The sequence below is a fragment of the uncultured Anaerococcus sp. genome, from assembly GCF_963510575.1.
Lineage (GTDB): Bacteria > Bacillota > Clostridia > Tissierellales > Peptoniphilaceae > Anaerococcus.
The window spans coordinates 1-22,126 of the sequence record NZ_CAUPFR010000019.1; the positions used below are offsets into that span (position 1 = coordinate 1).

General features: G+C 37.5%; 18 protein-coding genes. 17 read left to right on the forward strand and 1 reads right to left on the reverse strand.

What is annotated here, in order from left to right; genetic code table 11:
* The 3 genes from RQ907_RS02685 to RQ907_RS02695 all read left to right on the forward strand — a co-directional run.
* On the forward strand, positions 1–972 hold a 972-nt coding region (locus RQ907_RS02685), incomplete at its 5' end, for a hypothetical protein (protein WP_311491866.1).
* Between the two features lie 20 nt (positions 973–992).
* Positions 993–1,919, forward strand: a complete 927-nt coding sequence (gene arcC, locus RQ907_RS02690) for a carbamate kinase (protein WP_311491867.1) — start codon at positions 993–995, stop codon at positions 1,917–1,919.
* Between the two features lie 643 nt (positions 1,920–2,562).
* On the forward strand, positions 2,563–2,910 hold the full coding sequence (locus tag RQ907_RS02695) for a hypothetical protein (RefSeq protein WP_311491868.1): 348 nt from the start codon (positions 2,563–2,565) through the stop codon (positions 2,908–2,910).
* A 320-nt stretch (positions 2,911–3,230) separates the two neighbouring features.
* Here RQ907_RS02695 and RQ907_RS02700 read toward each other — a convergent pair whose 3' ends face one another.
* Positions 3,231–5,468, reverse strand: coding sequence for a hypothetical protein (locus RQ907_RS02700; RefSeq protein ID WP_311491869.1), 2,238 nt, complete (start codon positions 5,466–5,468; stop codon positions 3,231–3,233).
* Between the two features lie 363 nt (positions 5,469–5,831).
* On the opposite strand from RQ907_RS02700, the gene RQ907_RS02705 reads away from it, so the two are divergent.
* From RQ907_RS02705 to RQ907_RS02770, 14 genes are all read left to right on the forward strand, one after another.
* Entirely contained in the window at positions 5,832–7,751 is a 1,920-nt protein-coding gene (locus RQ907_RS02705) for a sucrose-specific PTS transporter subunit IIBC (protein ID WP_311491870.1), read from the forward strand.
* The gene (locus RQ907_RS02710; RefSeq protein WP_311491871.1) at positions 7,744–9,135 is read left to right on the forward strand and encodes a glycoside hydrolase family 32 protein; all 1,392 of its coding nucleotides are present in this window, start codon (positions 7,744–7,746) and stop codon (positions 9,133–9,135) included. The genes RQ907_RS02705 and RQ907_RS02710 overlap by 8 nt, the downstream gene beginning before the upstream one ends.
* A 9-nt stretch (positions 9,136–9,144) precedes the next feature.
* Positions 9,145–9,576: a GNAT family N-acetyltransferase gene (locus RQ907_RS02715; RefSeq protein WP_311491872.1), complete on the forward strand. Its 432-nt coding sequence runs from the start codon at positions 9,145–9,147 to the stop codon at positions 9,574–9,576.
* A 63-nt stretch (positions 9,577–9,639) separates the two neighbouring features.
* Positions 9,640–10,278 carry a hypothetical protein gene (locus RQ907_RS02720; protein ID WP_311491873.1) on the forward strand — a complete coding sequence of 213 codons (639 nt, stop codon included), beginning with the start codon at positions 9,640–9,642 and terminating at the stop codon, positions 10,276–10,278.
* 492 nt (positions 10,279–10,770) lie between these two features.
* The gene (locus RQ907_RS02725; protein ID WP_311491874.1) at positions 10,771–11,067 is read left to right on the forward strand and encodes a type II toxin-antitoxin system RelB/DinJ family antitoxin; all 297 of its coding nucleotides are present in this window, start codon (positions 10,771–10,773) and stop codon (positions 11,065–11,067) included.
* Entirely contained in the window at positions 11,064–11,372 is a 309-nt protein-coding gene (locus RQ907_RS02730) for a type II toxin-antitoxin system RelE/ParE family toxin (RefSeq protein WP_311491875.1), read from the forward strand. The genes RQ907_RS02725 and RQ907_RS02730 overlap by 4 nt, the downstream gene beginning before the upstream one ends.
* A 122-nt stretch (positions 11,373–11,494) precedes the next feature.
* Positions 11,495–11,884, forward strand: a complete 390-nt coding sequence (locus tag RQ907_RS02735; RefSeq protein ID WP_311491876.1) for a PH domain-containing protein — start codon at positions 11,495–11,497, stop codon at positions 11,882–11,884.
* A gap of 19 nt (positions 11,885–11,903) precedes the next feature.
* Positions 11,904–12,605, forward strand: a complete 702-nt coding sequence (locus tag RQ907_RS02740) for a zinc metallopeptidase (protein ID WP_311491877.1) — start codon at positions 11,904–11,906, stop codon at positions 12,603–12,605.
* Between the two features lie 267 nt (positions 12,606–12,872).
* Entirely contained in the window at positions 12,873–13,334 is a 462-nt protein-coding gene (locus RQ907_RS02745; protein WP_311491878.1) for a CtsR family transcriptional regulator, read from the forward strand.
* A 1-nt stretch (position 13,335) separates the two neighbouring features.
* Positions 13,336–13,920, forward strand: coding sequence for a UvrB/UvrC motif-containing protein (locus tag RQ907_RS02750; protein WP_311491879.1), 585 nt, complete (start codon positions 13,336–13,338; stop codon positions 13,918–13,920).
* Positions 13,917–14,894: an ATP--guanido phosphotransferase gene (locus RQ907_RS02755; RefSeq protein WP_311491880.1), complete on the forward strand. Its 978-nt coding sequence runs from the start codon at positions 13,917–13,919 to the stop codon at positions 14,892–14,894. Before RQ907_RS02750 ends, RQ907_RS02755 begins: the two co-directional genes overlap by 4 nt.
* Positions 14,884–17,325: an ATP-dependent Clp protease ATP-binding subunit gene (locus RQ907_RS02760; RefSeq protein WP_311491881.1), complete on the forward strand. Its 2,442-nt coding sequence runs from the start codon at positions 14,884–14,886 to the stop codon at positions 17,323–17,325. The genes RQ907_RS02755 and RQ907_RS02760 overlap by 11 nt, the downstream gene beginning before the upstream one ends.
* Positions 17,326–18,409: 1,084 nt before the next feature.
* A complete protein-coding gene (locus tag RQ907_RS02765; protein ID WP_311491882.1) occupies positions 18,410–20,560 on the forward strand; it encodes an ABC transporter substrate-binding protein in 2,151 nt (716 codons plus the stop codon).
* Between the two features lie 236 nt (positions 20,561–20,796).
* Positions 20,797–21,981, forward strand: a complete 1,185-nt coding sequence (locus RQ907_RS02770) for an amidohydrolase (RefSeq protein WP_311491883.1) — start codon at positions 20,797–20,799, stop codon at positions 21,979–21,981.
* Positions 21,982–22,126: the final 145 nt, after the last annotated feature.

Sequence of the window (22,126 nt, forward strand, 5' to 3'; positions counted from 1 at the left end):
CTTTCAGTTTATCCAGAATACTTCAAAATAAACGACAAATGGGTTCTAGCAGCAGAATCAAGAATGGATACAGTTTGTGTAGCAAACGACACTCCAGGCGAAGAAAGTGTAAACATAGTAGAATTTAGAAACCTCAAAAAAGGTGACAAGGTAGTAATCGGCCGTACAGAAGATGCTTCAGAAGGTATCTACGTTTGGACCCAAGGTTTCCTAGAAGAAGACGCCCACCAAGACACCTTCGCCTTTAGGGCAGGAAGATCAAGAGAAACAGCCTTCTCAATCGACTATGATAACCTCTACGAAGTCCTAAAATACGAAAAAGCTAACCACGGCTATGTAACCCTCATAGTAGGAGCAGCCCTAGCACTCGATAGAGATTCAAGAGCGGCCCTTGAAAGACTAGTAAGAAATGGTTATGTAAATGCAATCTTCTGTGGAACAGAAACTGCAGCCTTCGACCTTGAAAAAGGAATCTTCGGCACAACTTGGGGCCAAGAAAAATTTGAAAAAGAACAAAACTCAACTAAAAACCTCTATAAAACCATAAACATGGCTAGAAAATACGGCTCAACCAAAGCTCTTGTAGAAAGTGGCAAGGTAAAAGACGGATTCATGAAAGCTTGTGTTGAAATGAACGTACCAGTAGTAATAGCAGGCACCATCCGTGACCGTTTAGGCCTACCAGAAACAATCAACAACGTCTATGACGCTCAAAACGAAATGAGAAAACACGCCAGAAAGACATCTACAATCATCATGATGGGCGCAATCCTATATACAATCGCAACAGGAAACATGACCCCATCCTACAACGTATTTGACGGCGTGGTAAGACCAGTTTATATGTACACAATCGACATCCAAGAATTCGCAGTAAACAAACTATCAGACAGAGGAACAGTAACAGCTGTTTCAATGGTAACAAACGTTCAAGACTTTATCAGAAATGTTGACAGAGCCTTAAACAACTAAATCAAACTTAAGGAGAAGCAATGAAAAAAATCGTACTTGCCCTAGGCGGAAACGCCCTAGGAAATAGCCCAGAAGAGCAAAAAAAAGCTGTAGCAGAAACTGCTAAATCAATAGTAGACCTAGTAGCAGAAGGCAACAAGGTCATAATCTCACACGGCAATGGCCCACAAGTAGGCATGATTAACCTAGCTATGGACACAGCAAGCAAATCAGAAGCAAAAACAGCTGAAATGCCATTTGCTGAATGCGGAGCCATGAGCCAAGGTTATATAGGCTACCATCTTCAAAATGCTGTCGAAAATGAACTTGCAAAAAGAGAAATGGACCAAACCGTAGTAGCCCTTGTAACCCAAGTATTGGTAGACAAAGCTGACCCAGCCTTCCAAAATCCAACCAAACCAATTGGATCATTCTATAGCGAAGAAGAAGCCAAAAAACAAGAAGAAAAAGGTTTCACCTTCAAAGAAGATGCAGGCAGAGGCTACAGAAGAGTAGTACCAAGTCCAAAACCAATCGACATAATTGAGAAAAAAGCAGTTGAAAAACTCTACAATGATGGAATGATCGTAGTAGCAGCAGGTGGCGGCGGCATCCCAGTAATCAAAGAAAATGATAAACTAATCGGTGTTGACGCAGTAATCGACAAAGACTTCACATCTGCAAAAGTTGCTGAACTAGTAGGAGCAGACACACTTGTAATCCTCACAGCAGTAGAAAAAGTAGCCATCCACTTTGGTGAAGAAAACCAAGAATGGCTAGGCCACCTATCAGTAGAAGAAGCTGAAAAATACCTAGCAGACGGTGAATTTGCAGAAGGCTCAATGAAGCCAAAAATCGAAGCAGCCCTATCCTTCGTAAAATCAAAAGAAGGCGCAAAAGCACTAATCACATCTCTAGAAAAAGCCCTAGACGGCCTAAAAGGAGAAACAGGAACATATATCGGATAGAATGGTAGTTCAAATTTTTACTAAAGTATCAGTCCTTCCATCGATTTGATTTCATCAAATCGGGATAGGGCTTCAGTTAGCAAAATTTGAACGGTTCTCACAATTTTACAAGGACAAAGTCCGCAGGAAAATTGATGAGAAACCTTCCGTAATTTTTTACAATAGATGCGACGAATAGGAGCATTTATTGTAAAAAGATTACGTTCCCTTTGCAGGCAAAGTTTTTACGGTTTTCAAAATTTCTCAAGGTGCAAAGCACCGCAGTAGAAATTTATGAAAAACCTTCCGTAATTTTTTCATAAGAAGGCGACGAGTAGGAGTGTTCGTTGAAAAAGATTACGTTCCTTAATACAAAATAAAAATTTAATAATTACTGAAAAGGAAGGTAGGAACAAATCCCCCTTCCTTTTCTATTCTAGAAAAATTATCAATTTTTTAAAACAAATTTATTAATTTTTCTTTTAATGATTTAGTAAGAATAAACAAAACCCCATCTCGAAGGTATGTGAGAAATCTCTATAGTTTTGTATATAATATTTGTGCATCGGCAGATTATTATACAAGTGAAATATTGTGTTTTATATGAGGAATGCTTATAATAAAGACAAGTAAAACTAAAATGCTTTAGAAATAAGGGGGAATTATGGACAAAAACTACGAGAAAAAAAGAAATCTCTATTGCCTAGCAAGCCTACTTTTAATTGGCACAAGTATCTTGTTTTTCTTTCTTGGAGAAGACTTTACTCTTGGGTATGATTTTGAAAATACTTTTTTAAACCCAATAATATTGCCATTTAGTCTGTCCTTGTGGTTGTTTATTATAGGGGTTTTCCTTAGGAAAAAATATGACAACATGATTCTTCTTTTCCTAGTCATATTTGCGGCAGTCCATGTATTTTATATAAGAGTCGGGATTGGCTTTGACAAGACTTTTCTGGACTTTATCAAAGAATACCTCATGTTTTTGACATTTGGACTAATAAATTTATAAGTTAGTCTGAGTTTTTGTTAAATTTTAAGCTGGAAAAGGTCTAGGAGAAAATTGCCATAGGTATCCCAGAAAACTCCAACACCTATAGCAAAAAATTGAAAGTACCTATAGTAAAAAATTGTAAGTACCTATAGTAAAAAATTGTAAGTACCTATAGTAAAAAACTAACAAGAGAATAATACAAGATATAATAATAAAATATGAATAGAAAAAGGGAATATTTTACACCCACCACCTATATAATAGGTTTATAAAAAAACAAACTCGGGCAGGATATTCGAGTTTGTTTTTTGTTAGGAGATTTATTCTGTTGGGATTATTTACTTTTCATATTCTGCGAGGGTTTTTTCGGCTAACTTAATAAGTTCCTTGGATTCTTTGATTAGCTTCACAAGTTTATGTCTTACTTTAGCTACTCTTTGAGGAGCTATATCTAAGAGGAGCTCTGCTGCCTTTACCACAGTTTTATTCCTAGCTACGGCTTTTTTTAGGTTAAGAATAGTCTTGGCTGACAAGTGTTTTTTCTTGGTAGTTTTGACTTTTTCTTCATTTTTGGTACTTAGGATTTCAGAAAGTTTGGCATAAGATTGGCTATCTGTGTCTTTATTTTCTTTATAAGAATTCTTTTTTTGCCTAGCTATTTCATCTGCTATAGAGTCATCCAGATGTTTTTTAGCTAATTTCTTGGCTTTTTCGAGTTCTTCATTAACTTTTTCTATGGAATCAGCCTTAGAAACATCACTTTTAGCTTGGTCTTTTTCTTCCTTGCTAAGGTTTGGATTTACATCTATTTCCTTCTTTGCATCTTCTTTAGCATCTGCCAATTGTTCAGCAGCTAGTTTTTTTGATTTTTCTAAATTTTTATCGGCTAGAGCCTTTGCTTTTTTTAGCTCATCCTTAACTTTTTCTATAGAATCAGCCTTAGAAACCTCACTTTTAGCTTGGTCTTTTTCTTCCTTGCTAAGGTTTGGATTTACATCTATTTCCTTCTTTGCATCTTCTTTAGCATCTGCCAATTGTTCAGCAGCTAGTTTTTTTGATTTTTCTAAATTTTTATCGGCTAGAGCCTTTGCTTTTTTTAGCTCATCCTTAACTTTTTCTACAGAATCAGCCTTGGCAATCTCGTTTTTGGCATTGTCTTTTTCTTCCTTGCTAAGGTTTGGATTTTCGTCAATTTCCTTATTAGCATTTTCTTTAGACTTATTAAGAATTTTTGTATTGTTAGCTTCTAGCTTGCTGTTTAGGGATTTTATTTTTGATTCATTCTTTTTGATTTTTTTGTTTATTAATCCTATTTTAAATTCTAGTTCTTGGTTTTTATCTTCTTTGGATTCGAGGTCAGCTTTAAATTCTTTGTATTTTTTATTAATAGCTTTATAATCATCATCTGCCGCAAGTAATTTTTTTTCTGCTTTTTGGGAAGCCTGATCGGCTTCTTCCATCTTTTTATTATTCTCTTGCCAAGCCTTTAATTTTTCAGCTACGTCTTTTTTGAGCTTTTCATCATTTGGATTTTCTTTGAGTTTATTTTTGGCATCAAAATAGCTGTTAGCTAGTTCAGTCTTTAATTTACCTGCATTTGAATATTCCATCCTATATTTATCTAGCTCGTTACTTGTATTTACATAAGTATCGTATTTGGCGTCCCTATCTTTTTTTAATTCTTCAAATTCTTTTCTAAGGCTAGTGGTTTCTGCCATTTGTTCTTTTAACTTATTTATTTCATCGTTTTGTTTTTTGTTTTCTTCGTTTAGCTTATCAAGTTTTTCCTTATCATCAGTAATTTGTTGGTCAAGAGGTTTTTTGTTTTTGTCACCGTCTTCATTATCATCTACAGCAATTTCTTCATCTTCCTTGGATTTTAAAGCCTCAAGAGTTTTTCTTTGATTTTCTAGAACATTGATTTTTCTGCTATTATCTTTTATGATTGCTTTTTTTTCTTCGATTTGCTCAGAAATACCTTTGACTTTTTTTTCTTCTTCGCTTACTTCAGCTTTTTTCTGAAGGTACTTGGCATCGGCTTCTGCATAAGCCTTTTCATCGGCTTCCATTGCTTGCTTTTGGTCGTGTCTTTTTTTGATATCTTCATTTACTTTTTTATTCTGATCGGACCATTCGTAAGATTTGGCAGTCATTTTTGCTTTGATATCCTCATTTGTTGGGTCTTTTGCCAACGCTTCCTTCAAAGCCGCATATTCTTCGTATAAGGCTCCTCGCTTAGCGATACCCTCATTAACGAGATTATCTAATTTTTCCCATTCCTCATATTTTGGGGCATAAATATCGTATAATTTGTCTGCTTCTGCAGTTAAGACATCAAGTTCCTTATTTAATTTATTTAAATTTTCTAGACCTTTTTCTAGGTCGGAAACTTCTTTATCGATTTTTGTGTTCTCTTGCTCAAGTTTTTGAATATTTGCTTCTTTTTCTTCCATTTGTTGGTCGATGGTTTTTTCTTCTTCAGCATAGGCTATGTTGGTTTTTGAGTCTATGATGTAGGCTCCTCCGAGTACAAGACTTACTGACATAGCTAGGGCTACGATTTTTGTTTTTTTCATAAATTCTCCTTTTACTCTTAGATAAAGTAATGTATTGATAATAAGAATCATTATACATTATTTATCCGGGAATTTCAATAAATATTGATAATCCGGTTGTATTTTAAAAATTTTTAAAATTTACTGGATGTTTTGGATTATTTTCCTATTTATTAGTAACATCTCAAAGATATTGATAGGTTATATTAGGTTAGGAATTTGCTTTATGAAAGTTTGGGAAATTTAGATATTTAATGATAATCGGGTAAAAAACAGGTTTTATTCTCAAGCCAATATGTTATAATTAAAATATAAAGATTTTAGCAAGGCATAAAAACATGTCAGTTTTGTTGGAATTTTACTAGAATATGGAAAGGAGAGTCTATGGATAAGACACAATTAGCAAAAGAGATTGTTGCAAAAGTTGGGGGCAAGGATAATATTTCCTCCTACGAGCACTGCGCAACTAGGCTAAGGCTCATGCTTAAGGACTTTGACAAGGTTGATGATGAGGCAATTACAGACCTTGATGGAGTTCAGGGAACAAATACAGCCAATGGCCAATACCAGGTGATTTTAGGGCCTGGCAAGGTAAACCTAGTTACAGCTGAAGTTGGAAAAATCGTTGGTAACGGGGAGAGTGCCGTCAAGGAGGAGAAGGCAGAGGGAAATATCATCCAAAGGGGAGTAAAGACCCTGTCTGATATTTTCGTTCCAATCATTCCTGCTATCGTTGCTGCAGGTCTTTTGATGGGTATTAACAATATTTTGACCAGTCCCTTCTTTAATGGCAGGACTCAATCAATAGTTGAACTTTACCCACAAATAGCAGACTTGGCGGCCATGATAAATGTATTTTCATCTGCAGCTTTCGCATTTTTGCCAGTTTTAATAGGTTTTTCTGCAACTAGGAAATTTGGCGGCAATCCTTACCTAGGAGCAGCCATGGGTATGATCATGGTCCATCCAGAACTATTAAACGCCTATGCCCTAGGAACTACACCTGCAAGCGAAATTCCTGTTTGGAATGTACTTGGTTTTGCTATCCCAGCCGTTGGCTACCAGGGAACAGTTCTGCCTGTTCTTGCTGTGGCATGGATTTTATCAAAGATTGAAAATTTCCTCCACGACAGGACCCCAATCTGGCTTGATAACTTAACTACACCTTTGCTTGCGACTTTGATTACATCTATCATCACCTTCGCCCTAGTAGGCCCTGTGATGAGAAACGCAGGTGACGCTCTTACAGCAGGTATTACCTTTATTTACACTAAGCTTGGATTTTTGGGCGGGGCAATCTTTGGTCTACTTTATGCACCAATCACCCTTACAGGTATGCACCATTCCTTTATCCCAATTGAAACCCAGTTAATTGCAAACGAAGCCATTAGTGGTGGGTCTTTTATCTTCCCAACAGCTTCTATGAATAACGTGGCCCAGGGTGCGGCTGTACTTGCTGTTTTATTTACAACTAAGAACGAAAAAATGAAGTCAACTGCGGCAGCGTCTGGTATTTCTGCCCTACTTGGTATTACAGAACCTGCTATGTTTGGTATTACCCTTAGACTTAGGTATCCATTTATAGCAGCCATCATCGGCTCTGCCCTTGGTTCTGCCTATCTTGCCCTAAGACACGTTCTTGCAATTGCTCTCGGTGCGGCAGGTCTTCCTGGAATCATCTCAATCAGACCTGAATCCTGGCTAGACTTTATAATCGGCCTTGTAATTTCAATGGCTTCTGCCTGTATATTGCCCATAGTTTTCCAAAAGGGCAATATGTTTGCAGCCAAGGACGCTAAAGAAGAAAAGGCAAGTGGGCCCGATTCTCAAAAAATCGAGAAAAAGCCAAGCGGCAAGGTCACAATCCTAAACCCAGTTAAGGGGGAAGTTTGTAATATAGAAAAATCTGTTGATGGGACTTTTGCCTCAAAGATGATGGGCGATGGCCTTGCAATTAAGCCATCTGAAGGCAAACTCTATGCCCCAATGGATTCTAAGGTTGAATCAATTTTCCCAACAGGCCACGCTGTGACCCTTTCATCAAAAGAGGGTGTTAATATTCTAATTCACATAGGTGTTGATACTGTAAGTCTTGAAGGCAAGGGCTTTACAAAACACGTTAAAGACGGCGACGAGCTAAAGGCGGGCGATTTGCTAATCGAATTTGATCCAGAATATATCAAATCTCAAGGATTTTCTGACCAAACTATGGTGGTTGTCATGGATTCAGACGATATGGAAATCAACTTTGACCTTGGAAATAAGGACGCTAAAGAAAAGGTAATGGAAATTAAGAATGCTTGATAAAAAAACTTATCAAAATGCTATAGAAAAAAGGGAAAAAATGAAGGCGAATGTGGCGACTGACCCCTTTCTTTTGGATTTGCACGTCTATCCAGAAACAGGTTGGCTAAATGATCCCAACGGGCTTTGCTATTTTGCCGGGCTCTATCATTTCTATTTCCAATATTCTCCCCTTGATGCAAAAAGGGGAGATATTATCTGGGGCCATGTGAGTTCGCCAGATTTTATTTCTTATAAAAGGCAAGACCCCTTCATTTTTGCAGATTCTCCCCTAGATAAGGACGGGGCCTATTCTGGCTCTGCCTTTATCAAGGACGGGAAAATCAATTTCTTTTATACAGGAAACGTTAAGCACGAGGGATATTTTGACTATATCACAGCTGGCAGGGACCACAATACTATAAAAATCATCTCAGATGCTTATTCTTATGATGAGAAAATCCTAGTCATGGACCATGATGACTATCCATCTGATATGACCAGGCACATCAGGGACCCAAAAATCTACGAAAAAGATGGGGCCTATTATATGTTTTTAGGGGCCAGGAGCCTTTCCGATAAGGGCATGGTTTTGATTTTTAAATCCCAAGACCTTAAGAAATTTACCTACCATATGAGGGTGGAAACCCCTTATGACTTTGGCTATATGTGGGAGTGCCCGGATTATTTTGACCTAGACGGCCAAGGTATCTTAATATGCTGCCCACAGGGCCTTGAGAGCGAAGAATACACCTATCAAAATATCTACCAGGCAGGCTACTTTCCTCTAGATTTGGATTTGGAAAATAAGACCTACAAGCTGGGCGACTTTGTTGAATTAGACTACGGTTTTGATTTCTATGCCCCACAGACCTTTGAAGACCCAGAGGGGAGAAGAATTTTAATAGGTTGGATGGGGATGCCTGATGCAGCCTATACCAACCCTACCGATCACGACTGGCAACACGCCTTTACCATCCCAAGGGTCCTATCATTTGTAAATGGCAAGGTCTACCAAAAGCCCATAGGGGAATACCAAAAACTCAGGGAAAGTGAAATTTCCCTAGAAAAGGGAACATCCTACCAGGGAAAAGTTTTTGAGGCTGTGGCAGAAAATATTAGGGGAGATTTTTCGATAAATATCAGAAAAGACGTGACCCTCTCCTATGAAAATGGGATTTTGATCCTTGATATGGGCGATTCTTCTTATGGTCGAAAAACTAGAATGATTAAGATTTCTAAAATCGAAAAACTAGAGATTTTCTCAGACAAATCAAGCCTAGAAATTTTTATAAATGACGGAGAAAAGGTCATGACAACTAGGGTTTATTCTGAAAAATACGCCTTCAGTACAAATGATTTTGACTTTAAAATCCATCCCCTAAATCCAATCACTTTCGAATAAGGAAGTCAAATGCAAGTTAGGATAAAAAGTTTTGAAGACTTAACAAATCGTGAACTCTATGAAATTTTAAGGCTCAGAGTAGATATCTTTGTGGTAGACCAAGCTTGTCCCTATCCGGAAATAGACGGGAGGGACCTTGATGCCATCCATATTTATTTGGAAGATGCTGGCCAAATCCTTGCCTACGCTAGGGTCTATGAGGAAGACGGCGAGGTTCATCTGGGCAGGGTAATTGCCAAAAAAAGAAGAAAAGGCCACGGCAGCCTTATCCTAAAAGAGGCAATCAAAGTGGCAGAAAAATTTTACCAAGCCAAGCAAATCCACATCGAAGCCCAAACTTATGCCAAAAGTCTCTACGAAAAGGCAGGTTTTGTAAAAATATCCCAGCCATTTTTCCTAGATGGGATAGAACACGTGAAGATGGTTTTAGAAATAAAATAAGATTTAGGGAGCGTGCCTCCCTTTTAGTTTTGAAAAATTGGGTATAAGTAGAAGAGGTTAATTATGGAAACTTTTGTGAATGAATTTCACAACAAACACACATACATAAAAATAAATGATATAAAAAAGGTGAAAGTGGCTGATTTAGAGGCTTTGGCAAAGGATAAGCCATTGCAAATAGGACTTGATTCTGATCAGCTAGAAGTAATTGACCTATTAAAAAAAGCAGGCTTTATCCTCAAAAGAAAGTGCTATGAAGTAGAAGTGACTAGGGAAGATTTGAAAAATCCCCTAGGGACTAAAAAACTTGAAACAAAGCTAACAAGCAAGGGAGAAATGGCCTTTGAAAAGGCAAGTGAATTGATTTTTAAATACTACCAAAAAACTCATGAGGATGTAAGTCCTCTAACTGTTGGCCTTGAAAAATTCAAAGAAATCCTCCCGGATCAAGCTTTTTATTATGAAAAAGAAGGCCAAGTCCTAATGGCAGCCTTCCTAGAAAATGAAGAAATCGCCTACCTAGCAGGCTTTGAGGAAAAACTTGCAGATGACTTCTTTAATGACTTATTGATATATTTATTCGAAAACCACCAAGAAATCTTCTTCGAAGCCGACACCACAGACCCACTCGCCACAAAGCTTAAGAATAAATTTGTAGAAAAAACCAATCTTTCTTTCGATATCTATATAAAATATAAGTAACCAGACAATTCCTAAACTTTGAGGTCAAGTTTCTCTTTTATCGGGCAAAGATTTCTAATCAAGGGTTGCGTTAAGAAAACTGATTGTTTGAGCGTTAGCGAGTTATCAGTTTTTAGCAACCTGAAGATTAGAAATCAGTTGAAAGTTACGCTAATTTTTACAAGGCTATTCTCTCTACTAAAGAGGTTTGCCGATAGGCAAACTTCTGGTTTCGCACTCCGCATAAGGAGCAGTCGGGGGTGTAGCGTAAGGGGGTCTTAGGGGGAACCAGTGAGGGGGCATCTGCCGCCCCCTTGGGTTCCCCCTATGTACGGAGGGGTCATGTAAATGACCTAGATTATTTATAAGATGCAGTTAATCTCGGATTAACAAAAAAAGATAATAATCCTGGATTAATAGACTCACCTAGTGAAAGAAATGGTATTGCAAATGTATTTACAAAGTATAGACAAATTTTGACTAGCTCGTATAATATTAAAAAAGGAGCGAATTATGGCAAAAACAGCAAATCTTACAGTGAGGTTAGAACCAGAAATTAAAAAACAAGCAGAAGAAATTTTGGATAAGCTTGGCATTCCAGCATCAAGCGCTGTAGATATGTTTTATAGACAAGTAATCCTAAACAAAGGTCTACCATTTGAAGCCAAATTACCTGATAATATATTTGAAGATTTCTCAACAATATCAAAAGATCAATTAAAGAAGCTCATAGATAAGGCTTTGAACGATAATACAGAAGCTGAGGAAGCTAGCCTTGCTTTTAAATCTATCTATGAGGACCTTAGATGAACTACAAAGTTTATATTAGGAAAGATGCAAAAAAAGATATAGCTGACATTTTTCATTATATAAAATATACTTTACAATCTCCAGATGCAGCGATGAACATAGTCGAAAAAATAGAAGAATCCATAATGGGTTTAAATTTCATGCCTGAAAGATTTGAAATGTTAGGCTTGGAAGGTTCAAACTATAAAAATATCAGGAAATTAATTGTTAAAAATTATATAATTGTATATAAAGTTATAAAAAAAGAATGCAGGGTAGATGTTCTTCGTGTTTTCTACTCAAAAAGAAATATAAGTAGTATTTAAGAAAGGGAATTTTCCCCTTTTTTACTTTAGAAAATTTTGGGTATAAATACATAAGGAATGTTTTTGAAACTTTAATTAATGATTTAAATTACACTTACTTAAAATAATAAAAAGGAGAATTTATGGCAACAGTTAGTACTGGGATATTTGGTGACTCTAATACCTTTAACTTAAAAGAAATTAAAATTGAAAAAGTAAGAAGTGAGGTTTTAGATTTTTTTGTAGCAGGTGAAGAGATTGTGTCAGCCTTTGAAACAATCAGAGACCAGGTTGTCTTTACTAATAAGAGGATTTTGGTTGTGAACGTCCAAGGCATTACTGGCAAAAAAAGAGCCTATCTTTCCTATCCATATTCTAAAATCCAATATTTCGGTATAGAAACTGCTGGGGTTTTGGATATTGATAGCGAGTTAATTCTTGCTTTTAATGACGGAACTAGCCTAAGTTTTGACTTTAAGACAAATGTTGATATAGTAGGAGTTTCAAGGACGATTTCAGAATACGTCCTATAAAACAGAAACGAGGAAGATTATGTATCCATACGGATTTTACTTTGATAGAACATACTTTTTAGTCTTGATAGGCCTTGTGATTTCAATGCTTGCCCAGGCTAATATCACTTCAAAATTTAATAAGTATAAAAAAATTAGGTCTAAACGAGGATTGACTGGGGCTCAGGCTGCCCAGATGGTGCTTGATTACAATAATTACAGGGATATTTCTATCAAGAGGGTCGGTGGGTCCTTGTCAGATTATTTCAATCCTGTGACCAAGGAAGTCGCCCTTTCTGCTACTTCTTTTGAGGATAGTTCGATAGCATCCTTGGCTGTGGCTCTCCATGAAATTGGACACGTTATCCAATTTAAGGAAGGTTATATCCCTCTAAGGGTCAAATCTTTTATAGTACCTGCAGTTAATTTTGGGTCTAGATTATCCTTCCCAATCCTTTTGGCAGGGGTGTTTTTATCCCAACAAAAATTAATAAGTATAGGTCTTGCCCTATTTTCCCTTACCCTTTTATTTCAAATCATAACCCTACCTGTGGAATTTGACGCATCTAGGCGTGCGATTATCGCTTTGGAAAGAACTAGAATCTTAGATGAAAGTGAAATCCCAGGAGCTAAGGATATGCTAGGATCAGCCGCCCTTACCTATGTGGCAGCCACCCTTGCCACTGCCCTCCAATTGTTAAGGCTCTTTATATTGTTTGGTAATAGGAATAGGAGAGATTAGGGGTTGCTAAGAAGGATTCGCTTTTAGTGGGTAAAAAGCAAGTTGCTTTGAGGAAAAAATTGGAAATGAAAGTCACTCTAAAATTTTTTTAAAGGGAAATATATAGTTTAGTTTTTTTGGGGATTTGCCCTTTAAAACAAATTCTTATTGTAAATCCCGACTAAACTAGTATAATTTATTTAGGAAGCTAGGCTTCCTTTATTTTACAGATAATGGTCAGAGATAGTCAGTAAGCTTTGACCTAAAAATAGAGAAAGACAGGAGATTATGGCAGGTTTAACTAATCAAATAGAAAGATTTTTGAAGCTCATGCTTGAAGATAGCGTGGACGGGGCCTTGGAAATCGGTAGGAATGAGTTGGCGAGCCAGTTTGATTGTTCGCCAAGTCAGATAAACTACGTGCTTTCAACCAGGTTTACCCCTCACAATGGCTATTTAATTGAGAGCAAGCGTGGTGGTAATGGCTTTATCAAGATAATTACCATTGTCGAAGAAGACGATTATGTTTCCTATTTACTTAGGAATTTGCCCAAGGAAATGAGCCAATCAAGGGCCAATAATCTCTTTAGAGACCTTTACGAAAGACAATATTTCAACAAAAATGAATACTTGATGGCAAGGTATGCGACAAGCGATAAGACCCTGGCAGATATAGAAGCTAAGGGGAGAAACACAGTGAGGTCGTCTATTGTTAAGAGCCTGCTTTTGAGTATTCTGGCGAGGAGTTAAGATGAAATGTGATAAATGCGGCAAGGAAGCCAGCGTGAGCCTGAAGGTGATTTTTAATGGTAATAGCCACAACATCCACCTTTGCTCAGATTGTATAAAAAAATATTCGAATATTCCAGAGGACGTTGATCCAAGCAAGGTCAGCGCAGAAAATATTTCCTTTAATCCTAAGGATTTGGAAGGGATTTTGCAAAAATTCATCCCAAGTCTAGAGGAAGTTATAGATGGATTTTACGAATATAAATACAACCAAGCCAACAAGGACTTATCTTTTATCTTGAATGTGGAGGAGAAAGCTTGCCCATATTGTGGCAACCTCCAGTCAAATATTAGAAATGGAGTCTTTGGTTGTGCCTACTGCTATAAGCTCGATAAGGATTTGACAGATAAGGTCTTAAAGACCTACAACAACCTAAGCGAGTACAAGGGATCCTACCCAAGGGCAGAAAGAGAATTTAAGGAAGTTGCAGATGAGATAAAAGTCCTATCTCAAAGGCTAAATGAATCTGTAGAAACAGAGGACTATGAGTTGGCAGCTGACCTTAAGGAAAAAATTGACAAACTAAATATGCAGGTGAAAAATTGATAGATTATGCAAAAGACGTCCTAATCTCTACTAACCTATCTATAAGACGAAATATAAAAGGCTATGATTTTCCAACAACTATGACCTTTGACGAAAGTCTTGTAATAATGGATATGGTGAAAAATATTTTTGGGGACAGGTTGGTTCTACTTACTGATTTGGATGACGAAACTATTGACAAATTGATTGGCGAAATGGTTTTAAGTCCTGATGTGACTACTAAACTTGCCCAGGTTGGTCTTATTTTTGAAGGAGATACCACCTTGGTAATTAACGATAGGGACCACCTTTCTATAAATATTTCAAACTTCGGCTTGGATTTGCTTGGCGCTTACAAAAAGGCAGTCGAAATTGAAAAAATCCTTGACAGCCATTTGGATTTTGCCTTTTCTAGCGAATACGGTTATCTAACAAGTGGGGCGAGAAATGCAGGCACAGGACTTGAAATTTGGATGGAACTCTTTCTCTTTGCCCTAATTGATAACCCAAAAACCTACGCAGGTTTTGAGCAGGCCATGGTTTATGGGGGACTTTACCCACAGAAATTTGTGCCAAAGGGATTGAAATCATACGCAGATGACCTATATCTGCTAAAAAATTATGGCAATTATAGGCAAAAACCAGAAGCCTACCTAAGGAAGGTAGAAAAGAACCTTGAAACCCTCGTCAAAAACGAAAAGAGGTTCAGGAGAGATTACAGGATTATAAATAATATAGATGATAGGGAAATCGAAGAAGAGATAGATTTGATAGAAAAAAGCTTGGAAACAGGCCTAGTTAAGAGTTTGGATAAGATGATGAAGGCCCTTTACAGGCTCAAAAAATACCAGCTTTTAGGTTTTAAGGTAAGCTTATCCGAAGAAGAAATTAAGGATTTGATTAAAAACCTATCTTCACACAAGTATAAGGAAAATTTCGATGCCGAAAGGTACGAATATTTGATGAAAGAAATGGGGGAAAGCCATGGAAAATAATAGATTAAATAAATTGACCCAGCAGGCCAGGCGTGAGTCCTATAGTCTAAACCACGACTATATTGGCACCGAGCACCTCCTCCTTGCCCTCATGAAAACAGGGTCAGGGGCGAGTAAGGCCTTGGAGGCAGCAGGGGCAAACTATGAGCTTTTGAGGTCAATTGTCATAAATAATATTGGCAGGGGCACAGCTGTAAGACCTGCCACTGAATATAGCAAAAAAGTAAGAAAAATTTTAGAAACTGCGAGATTTTATGCCAACAACAGGCGTGCATTAGCAACCAGCGAAGAAGACGTCCTTCTAGCTATTATCAATGATGAAGATTCCTTTACCAACATTATGTTTTTGCTCTCAGGAGTAGAAAAGGAGACAATAAAAAAACAACTCCTATCTATGGTTAGGGCAGAAAAGTCAGAGGGAACAGGAAATTCTAAATTTAGTGAAAATATCACAAATTATTGCACCAACCTCAACGACCTAGCCAAGGCGGGAAAAATTGACCCGGTAATTGGCAGGGAAGATGAAATAAAAAGGATAATCCAAATCCTAATGAGGAGGACAAAAAATAACCCAATCCTAATCGGTGAACCAGGTGTGGGCAAAACTGCCATAGCAGAAGGCCTAGCGAGTGAGATCGTCAAAGGCAAACTTCCTGCTATAATGAAGGATAAAACCATCCTAAGCCTTGACCTTGCATCAATGATAGCTGGCACCAAGTATAGGGGTGATTTTGAAGACAGGCTTAAGAAATTATTCGAAGAAGCAGGTAGCCGTGATGATTTGATTTTATTTATAGATGAGTTTCACATGGTCCTAGGCGCTGGCGCTTCCGAAGGTTCTATGGATGCAGCCAACATCCTAAAGCCAATTTTAGCCAAGGGTGATTTGCAGGTAATTGGGGCTACAACCATTGACGAATACAGAAAACACGTAGAAAAGGATTCTGCCCTTGCCCGTCGTATGCAGGAAGTAATGGTCGATGAGCCAAGCCTTGAAGATTCTAAAAATATCATCAAAGGCCTAAAGTCCATGTACGAAGACCACCACAAGGTAAAAATTACAGACGAAGCGATAAATGCGGCTGTTGACCTATCAGACAGGTATATCACCGATAGGTTTTTGCCAGATAAGGCGATTGACCTAATTGATGAAGCAGCTTCGAAGCTAAGGATTTTGGCCTTTGACGATGAGGAAAAAAAGTCAGATACCAATGAGGATATACTTGAAAATCTAAAGGTAGAAAAAGACCAGGCAGTCCTTGACCAGGATTTTGAAAAGGCTGCCAAGCTCCGTGACATTATAAATCAAAAGAAGTTTGACCTTGAAGAAGAAAAAGAAGATGAAAACGAAGCCTATAAGCTTGCTATATCCTATGATGACATAGCAAATATAGTCGCTTCTTGGTCCAAGGTCCCAGTTGAAAGGCTAACTGAAGATGAAAAGGCAAAATATGCCAAACTTGATACTAATTTAGCTGGCACAGTTATAGGCCAAAATGACGCTATCAAGTCTGTCGCCCATGCTATCAAAAGGGCGAGGGTGGGACTTAAAGACCCTAAAAAACCAATAGGTTCCTTTATTTTTGTAGGACCAACAGGTGTGGGAAAGACCTACCTTGCAAAAAGTCTGGCAAAGGCTCTTTTTGGCTCAGAAGACAAGCTAATTAGGATGGATATGAGTGAATATATGGAAAAATTTGCTGTAAGTCGTTTGGTAGGATCCCCTCCAGGCTATGTAGGTTATGAGGAAGGTGGCCAACTTACAGAAGCAGTAAGGACAAATCCTTATTCGGTAATTCTCTTTGATGAAATCGAAAAGGCCCACCCAGACGTCTTCAATCTTCTTTTACAAATCCTAGATGACGGAAGGCTCACAGATGGTCAGGGCAGGACAGTTGACTTTAAAAACACCATCATAATCATGACTTCAAATGTTGGTGTATCAAGCCTTGCAAAGGCAAGTTCAATCGGTTTTGACCTGGCAGAAGATAAGGAAGAATCCGACAACGAACGCAATAAGGAAATAATTACTAAGGCTATAAAGGATTCCTTTGCGCCAGAATTTTTAAACAGACTTGATGAGACAATCATGTTCAATTCCCTAAGCCAAGCTGATATCAAGGAAATAACTGGCCTAATGCTTGAAAAAACCAGGGAAAGATTAAAGGAAATCGGCATAGAAATCGCCTTTGACGATAGGGTTGTAAACTTACTAGCCAAGGAAGGTTTCAACTCCGAATACGGAGCAAGACCACTAGAACGCCACATCACAAAGATGATAGACGATAGGCTAGCAGAAGATATTCTTGATAATAAGCTTGATAAGGAAATGACTATTAGGCTTTACGTTCAAAACGATAGGTTGTGCTTTAGGAATATTACTAAATCTAAGAAAGCTTCTAAAGAAGCTAGGCAAGAAGCGAAAGCATAATACAGATTAAACTGGGTTGAGAAATCAACCTGGTTTTTTTATCCAAGATTAATGGTAGTAAAAACTTTTACTAAAGCATCAGACCTTCCATCGATTTGATTTCATCAAATCGGGATAGGGCTTCAGTTGGCAAAGTTTTTACGGTTTTCAAAATTTCTCAAGGTGCAAAGCACCGCAGTAGAAATTTATGAAAAACCTTATGTAATTTTGAGCTAGCCCGTCCGGCTCGTGGAGGACCGATGCGACGAATAGGAGCATTTATTCTAAAAAGATTACGTTCCTTAGATATTTAATTTTTAATTTTATATAATCTTATGAATGTTATATAATCTACAGTTGAATCTTCGTATCTGGGAGAACCCCAAGGGGGCTTTCCGCACGCCCCCTCATCGGGTTCTCCCAGGCCCTCTTCCCGTTACACCCCACAAGCGGCTCCTGCGGAGGGCGAAAGCTGAAGCTTGCCTTTTCGGCAAGCTTTTTTTGGTAGGGATTAATTCTTCGTTTATAGTTGCTTATATTTTGGATTTTTAAAATCACAAGCCTCCAAAAAATTGCAATCTAGTCTGACTTTTATTTGCTATTATGATTTTCTCATAGTAGTTACAGAAATTTACTTGTAAACGTGCGTCAGCGCAATTTTTTGACGGAGTCTTGAGATTTTAAAATACCAAGTAAATGAGATAAGATGCTAATTTTTAGTAGTTTTAAGATAATTTTATTATATAAGATAAAATAAAACCTCGAGTGATCGTTTGAAAAACTACCCTCGCTTCGAGCGAAGTCGAGAAGTCTCTGGCCGTTTTTATATTTTTTATATGGTAAAGGCGTCTGGATTTTCTTGGTTTTGGCTTTTTTGTAGTTATGTTAATGCGAATAATTTGCGAATAATTTATGAATAAAAACGCTTTAGGAAATGAAAAATATATGGGTATAAAGTCCTTTAGTTCGATATTACCACATCTAGAAATCTACTAAACTAAAAAAAGGAAATTAATATATATACAAAAATCTTTGACCTGGATGAATAATGGAGGTAGAGTTGAAAATATTTTAAAAAAATATACATAAGAAAAGGAAGGTTAGTATGAAAAACAAAAAACTTTATTCATCCCTAATGGCTTTGGCTTTGGTTCTTAGTCTTTCGGCTTGTGGATCTAATTCAGATTCTACAAACGATGCGGGAAGTAAAACAAGTGGACAAGAAGAAAACAAAGGGGCGCAACCTTTAAATGATGGTCAAAAAGAAAATCTTGATGATTTTGAGAAGCAAACAGCTGATGATACCATCGTTTTGGGTGTAAGTACTATTAATGGAGACTTCATCCAAGGTTACAATAATGACGCCAACGATGTAAATGCTAGAAGATTTATGGGTATTGAAGGAAACAACGGCTATTCTTGCTATGTAATTGATGAGTTTGGTAAGTTTCAAGCAAATACTGCAGCTCTCGATAAAGAGCCAGAAGTTATTATGAATAAAGATGGGTCTAGAACTACTAAATTTACCATCAAAAAAGATTTGAAATGGTCAGATGGTAAGCCTATTACAGCTGATGATTATCTTTTTGGAATCCTGCTAGAATCTGATAAGGATTTTAATACACTTACTGGATCTTTAAATGTAGGTGCGGATTCTTTAAAGGGTTACGAGGTCTTTAAGAAGGGGGATACAGATTCGTTTGAAGGTCTTGATAAGATTGATGACTATACTTTCTCTCTTACAGTCGATGCATCTCAATTGCCATACTTTGAAGTCCAAGCCCTATCAAATGCAGGTCCTACTCCACTTCATTATATTGGAGAAAATCTAGGGCTAGCAAAAGATGGCAAGAAACTTGTTGTTAAAGATGGTTATCAGGTGACAGACAAAGATAAGGAAAATTACAAAAAATCTATAGATAATCAAATTGCCCTCCTAAAAGAAAACTTTGACAAAGACAACGAAGGAGAGGATAAGGAAAGCGAAGATTACAAAAAAGCTAAGGAAGAATTAGACAAAAAAGTAAAAGATTTAGAAGCTCGCAAAAACGGTGATGTGGATCCAACAAGACTTCTAATTGAAGAAGCTATGATAAAAGAAACTAGTGATTATAGGTTTAATCCTGCTGTGACTTGTGGACCATATAAGTTTAACAAATTTGAAAATAACATGGTGGTTCTTGACCTTAACGAGAATTACCAAGGTAATTTCAAGGGCCAAAAAGCTACTATTCCTCACATAATCATCCAATTGGTAAATAAAAATATAGGCCCAGACCTCCTAGAAAATGGCGACATCGATATTTGGGAAGGAGAAACTGATGGTGCAAAAATTGACCAACTCAAAAAAGCTGAAGAAGCAGGAAAAATCCAATTATCTTCTTATGAAAGAAATGGTTATGGAAATATAATCTTTTTAACAGACAGGGGAGCCACTAAATACAAGGAAGTAAGACAAGCTATAGCAAGCCTAATGGATAGAAATGAATTTGTCCAATCCTTTCTAGGTGGTTATGGTGTGGTGACAAATGGTATGTACGGCCAAAGCCAATGGATGTATAAGGAAAGAGGGGCCGACCTACAAGAAAAACTTACAAACTGGGTTTTAAATATTGATAAGGCAAATGACTTATTAGACAAGACTCCTTATAAGTTTGAAAAAGATGGCAAAACTCCATGGGATAAGGCGAAGGCTCTTGATGAATTTAACAAAAACCAAGAAGGCTTTGACTATTATAGGTATGATGATAAGGGAAATAAGCTTGTTGTCAACCAATATGGAGCAGAACAATCTCCAATCACAAGCCTAATATCAAACCAACTCCCTCCAAATGCAAAACAAGCAGGTATGGAATATAATGTCACAGCCGGTTCCTTCTCAACCCTAATGGATTATTTAAGTTTCCCAAAAGAAAATGCACAATATACTGCTTTTTCAATGGCTTCAGACTTTTCAACTCCATTTGACCCATGGTTCTACTATTCATCTCAAGGACCATTCAACAGAAGCAAGGTAAAAGATCCAAAGGCTGATGAAGTTACAGCAAACTTAAGAAAAACAGACCCATCTGACAAAGAAGGTTACTTAGATAAATGGGAAGAATTCCAAAAATGGTATAATGACTACCTACCAGAAATCCCACTATATTCAAATGTATTCCACACAGGATATTCAAACAGGATTAAAGGCTTCGACTTAATTACACCAGTATGGCAAGCCTGCGACCAAATAAACGCAATGACTCTTGAAAAATAAAATTACAAAAGGCGAGGTTTTAGGATTGTTAAAGCAATTCTTTCTATCGCCTTTTTTCTATGATGGGGCTTTTCCATCCTCACCTCGCTTCGACCGTAGTGGAGAAGTCTCTTGCCACTCTTATATAATCAATATGGTAAAGGCGTATAATAAAATAAAAAATAGAAGAATTCCTTTTTAAATTGTTATATCCTATCTCAAATTTTGGGTAAGATAATAAAAAAGAGGTGATTTTTTTGAGTAATATTTTAGATGAAATTTTTAGGGAAATAGATTCTCGTTTTGACGAGATGGTTACTTGTCGTAGGCATATCCACCAAAATGCTGAGCTTTCTTTTAAGGAAGTGGAGACTGCTGATTTTGTTGAGGGTTTTTATAAGGATAAGGATGTAGAAATCACAAGCCACATGGGTGGCAATGGCCTTAGGGTGGTGATTGATACTGGTAAGCCTGGCAAGACTATTGGTCTTAGGGCTGATTTTGATGCCCTTCCTATCAAGGAGGAAACTGGACTCTCCTTTGCTTCTAAAAACGAGGGTGTCATGCACGCTTGTGGCCACGATGCCCACACAGCTTATCTAATGGTTCTTGGAGATATACTTCGTGAGAAAAAAGATAAACTTGCTGGCAAGATTGTTCTTATCCACCAACACGCCGAGGAAGTCCCACCTGGAGGTGCCAAGGGGATGATTGAGGCTGGAGTCCTAGATGGGGTCGATAATGTTTTTGGTATCCACGTTATGTCCGCCATGGATTGTGGAACTATCCAATACCACAAGGGCAACACCCAGACGGGCAGGGCCATGTTTAAGATAAAATTCCAAGGTAAGGGTGGCCACGGGTCTATGCCTCACTTGTCAAACGACTCAATTGTCGCCGCAAGTCATTTTGTAACAGCAGTTCAAACTGTTGTCAGCCGTAGACTTTCTCCTTATGAAGTTGGAGTTGTAACTATTGGCTCATTTGATGGTAAGGGAACATTTAACATCATAAAGGATTCTGTAACTGTTGAAGGTGATGTTAGGGCCATGGCAGATGAGACTAAAAAAACAATCGAAGAAGAAATCAAGACCATAGCCAAGGGAATTGGGGAAACTTTTAAGCTTGGTGTTGAGATTGAATATACTGATGATTATCCAGTTTTATACAATGACCCTGAGATGACCCAGCTGGTTGTGGATGCTGTTAAAGATGCCAATATCAAGGAAGTTACAGGTATAATTGATTGTGGTCCTCAGCCACCATCTGAGGATTTTTCCTACTATGCAAAAGAAAGGCCATCTTGCTTTTTCTATGTAGGTGCAAAAAAGGAAGACGCTCCATATCCACACCACCACCCAAAATTCGACATCAGAGAAGATGCCATGAAAATCTGTGCCAAGGCCATGGCGGCTGTTGTTGTAAAATATTTGGGAGAATAATAAAAAATATTTAAGTTATTGAATGCTGAATTTTACGCGACAGGACGTATAATGAAATTACAAGAAGGAAATATGTTCATTTGGAACGCAAAAAAGGGGCTGTTGCAAAAGTCCTAATATAGAAAAAAGACGAGGAAACTAAACA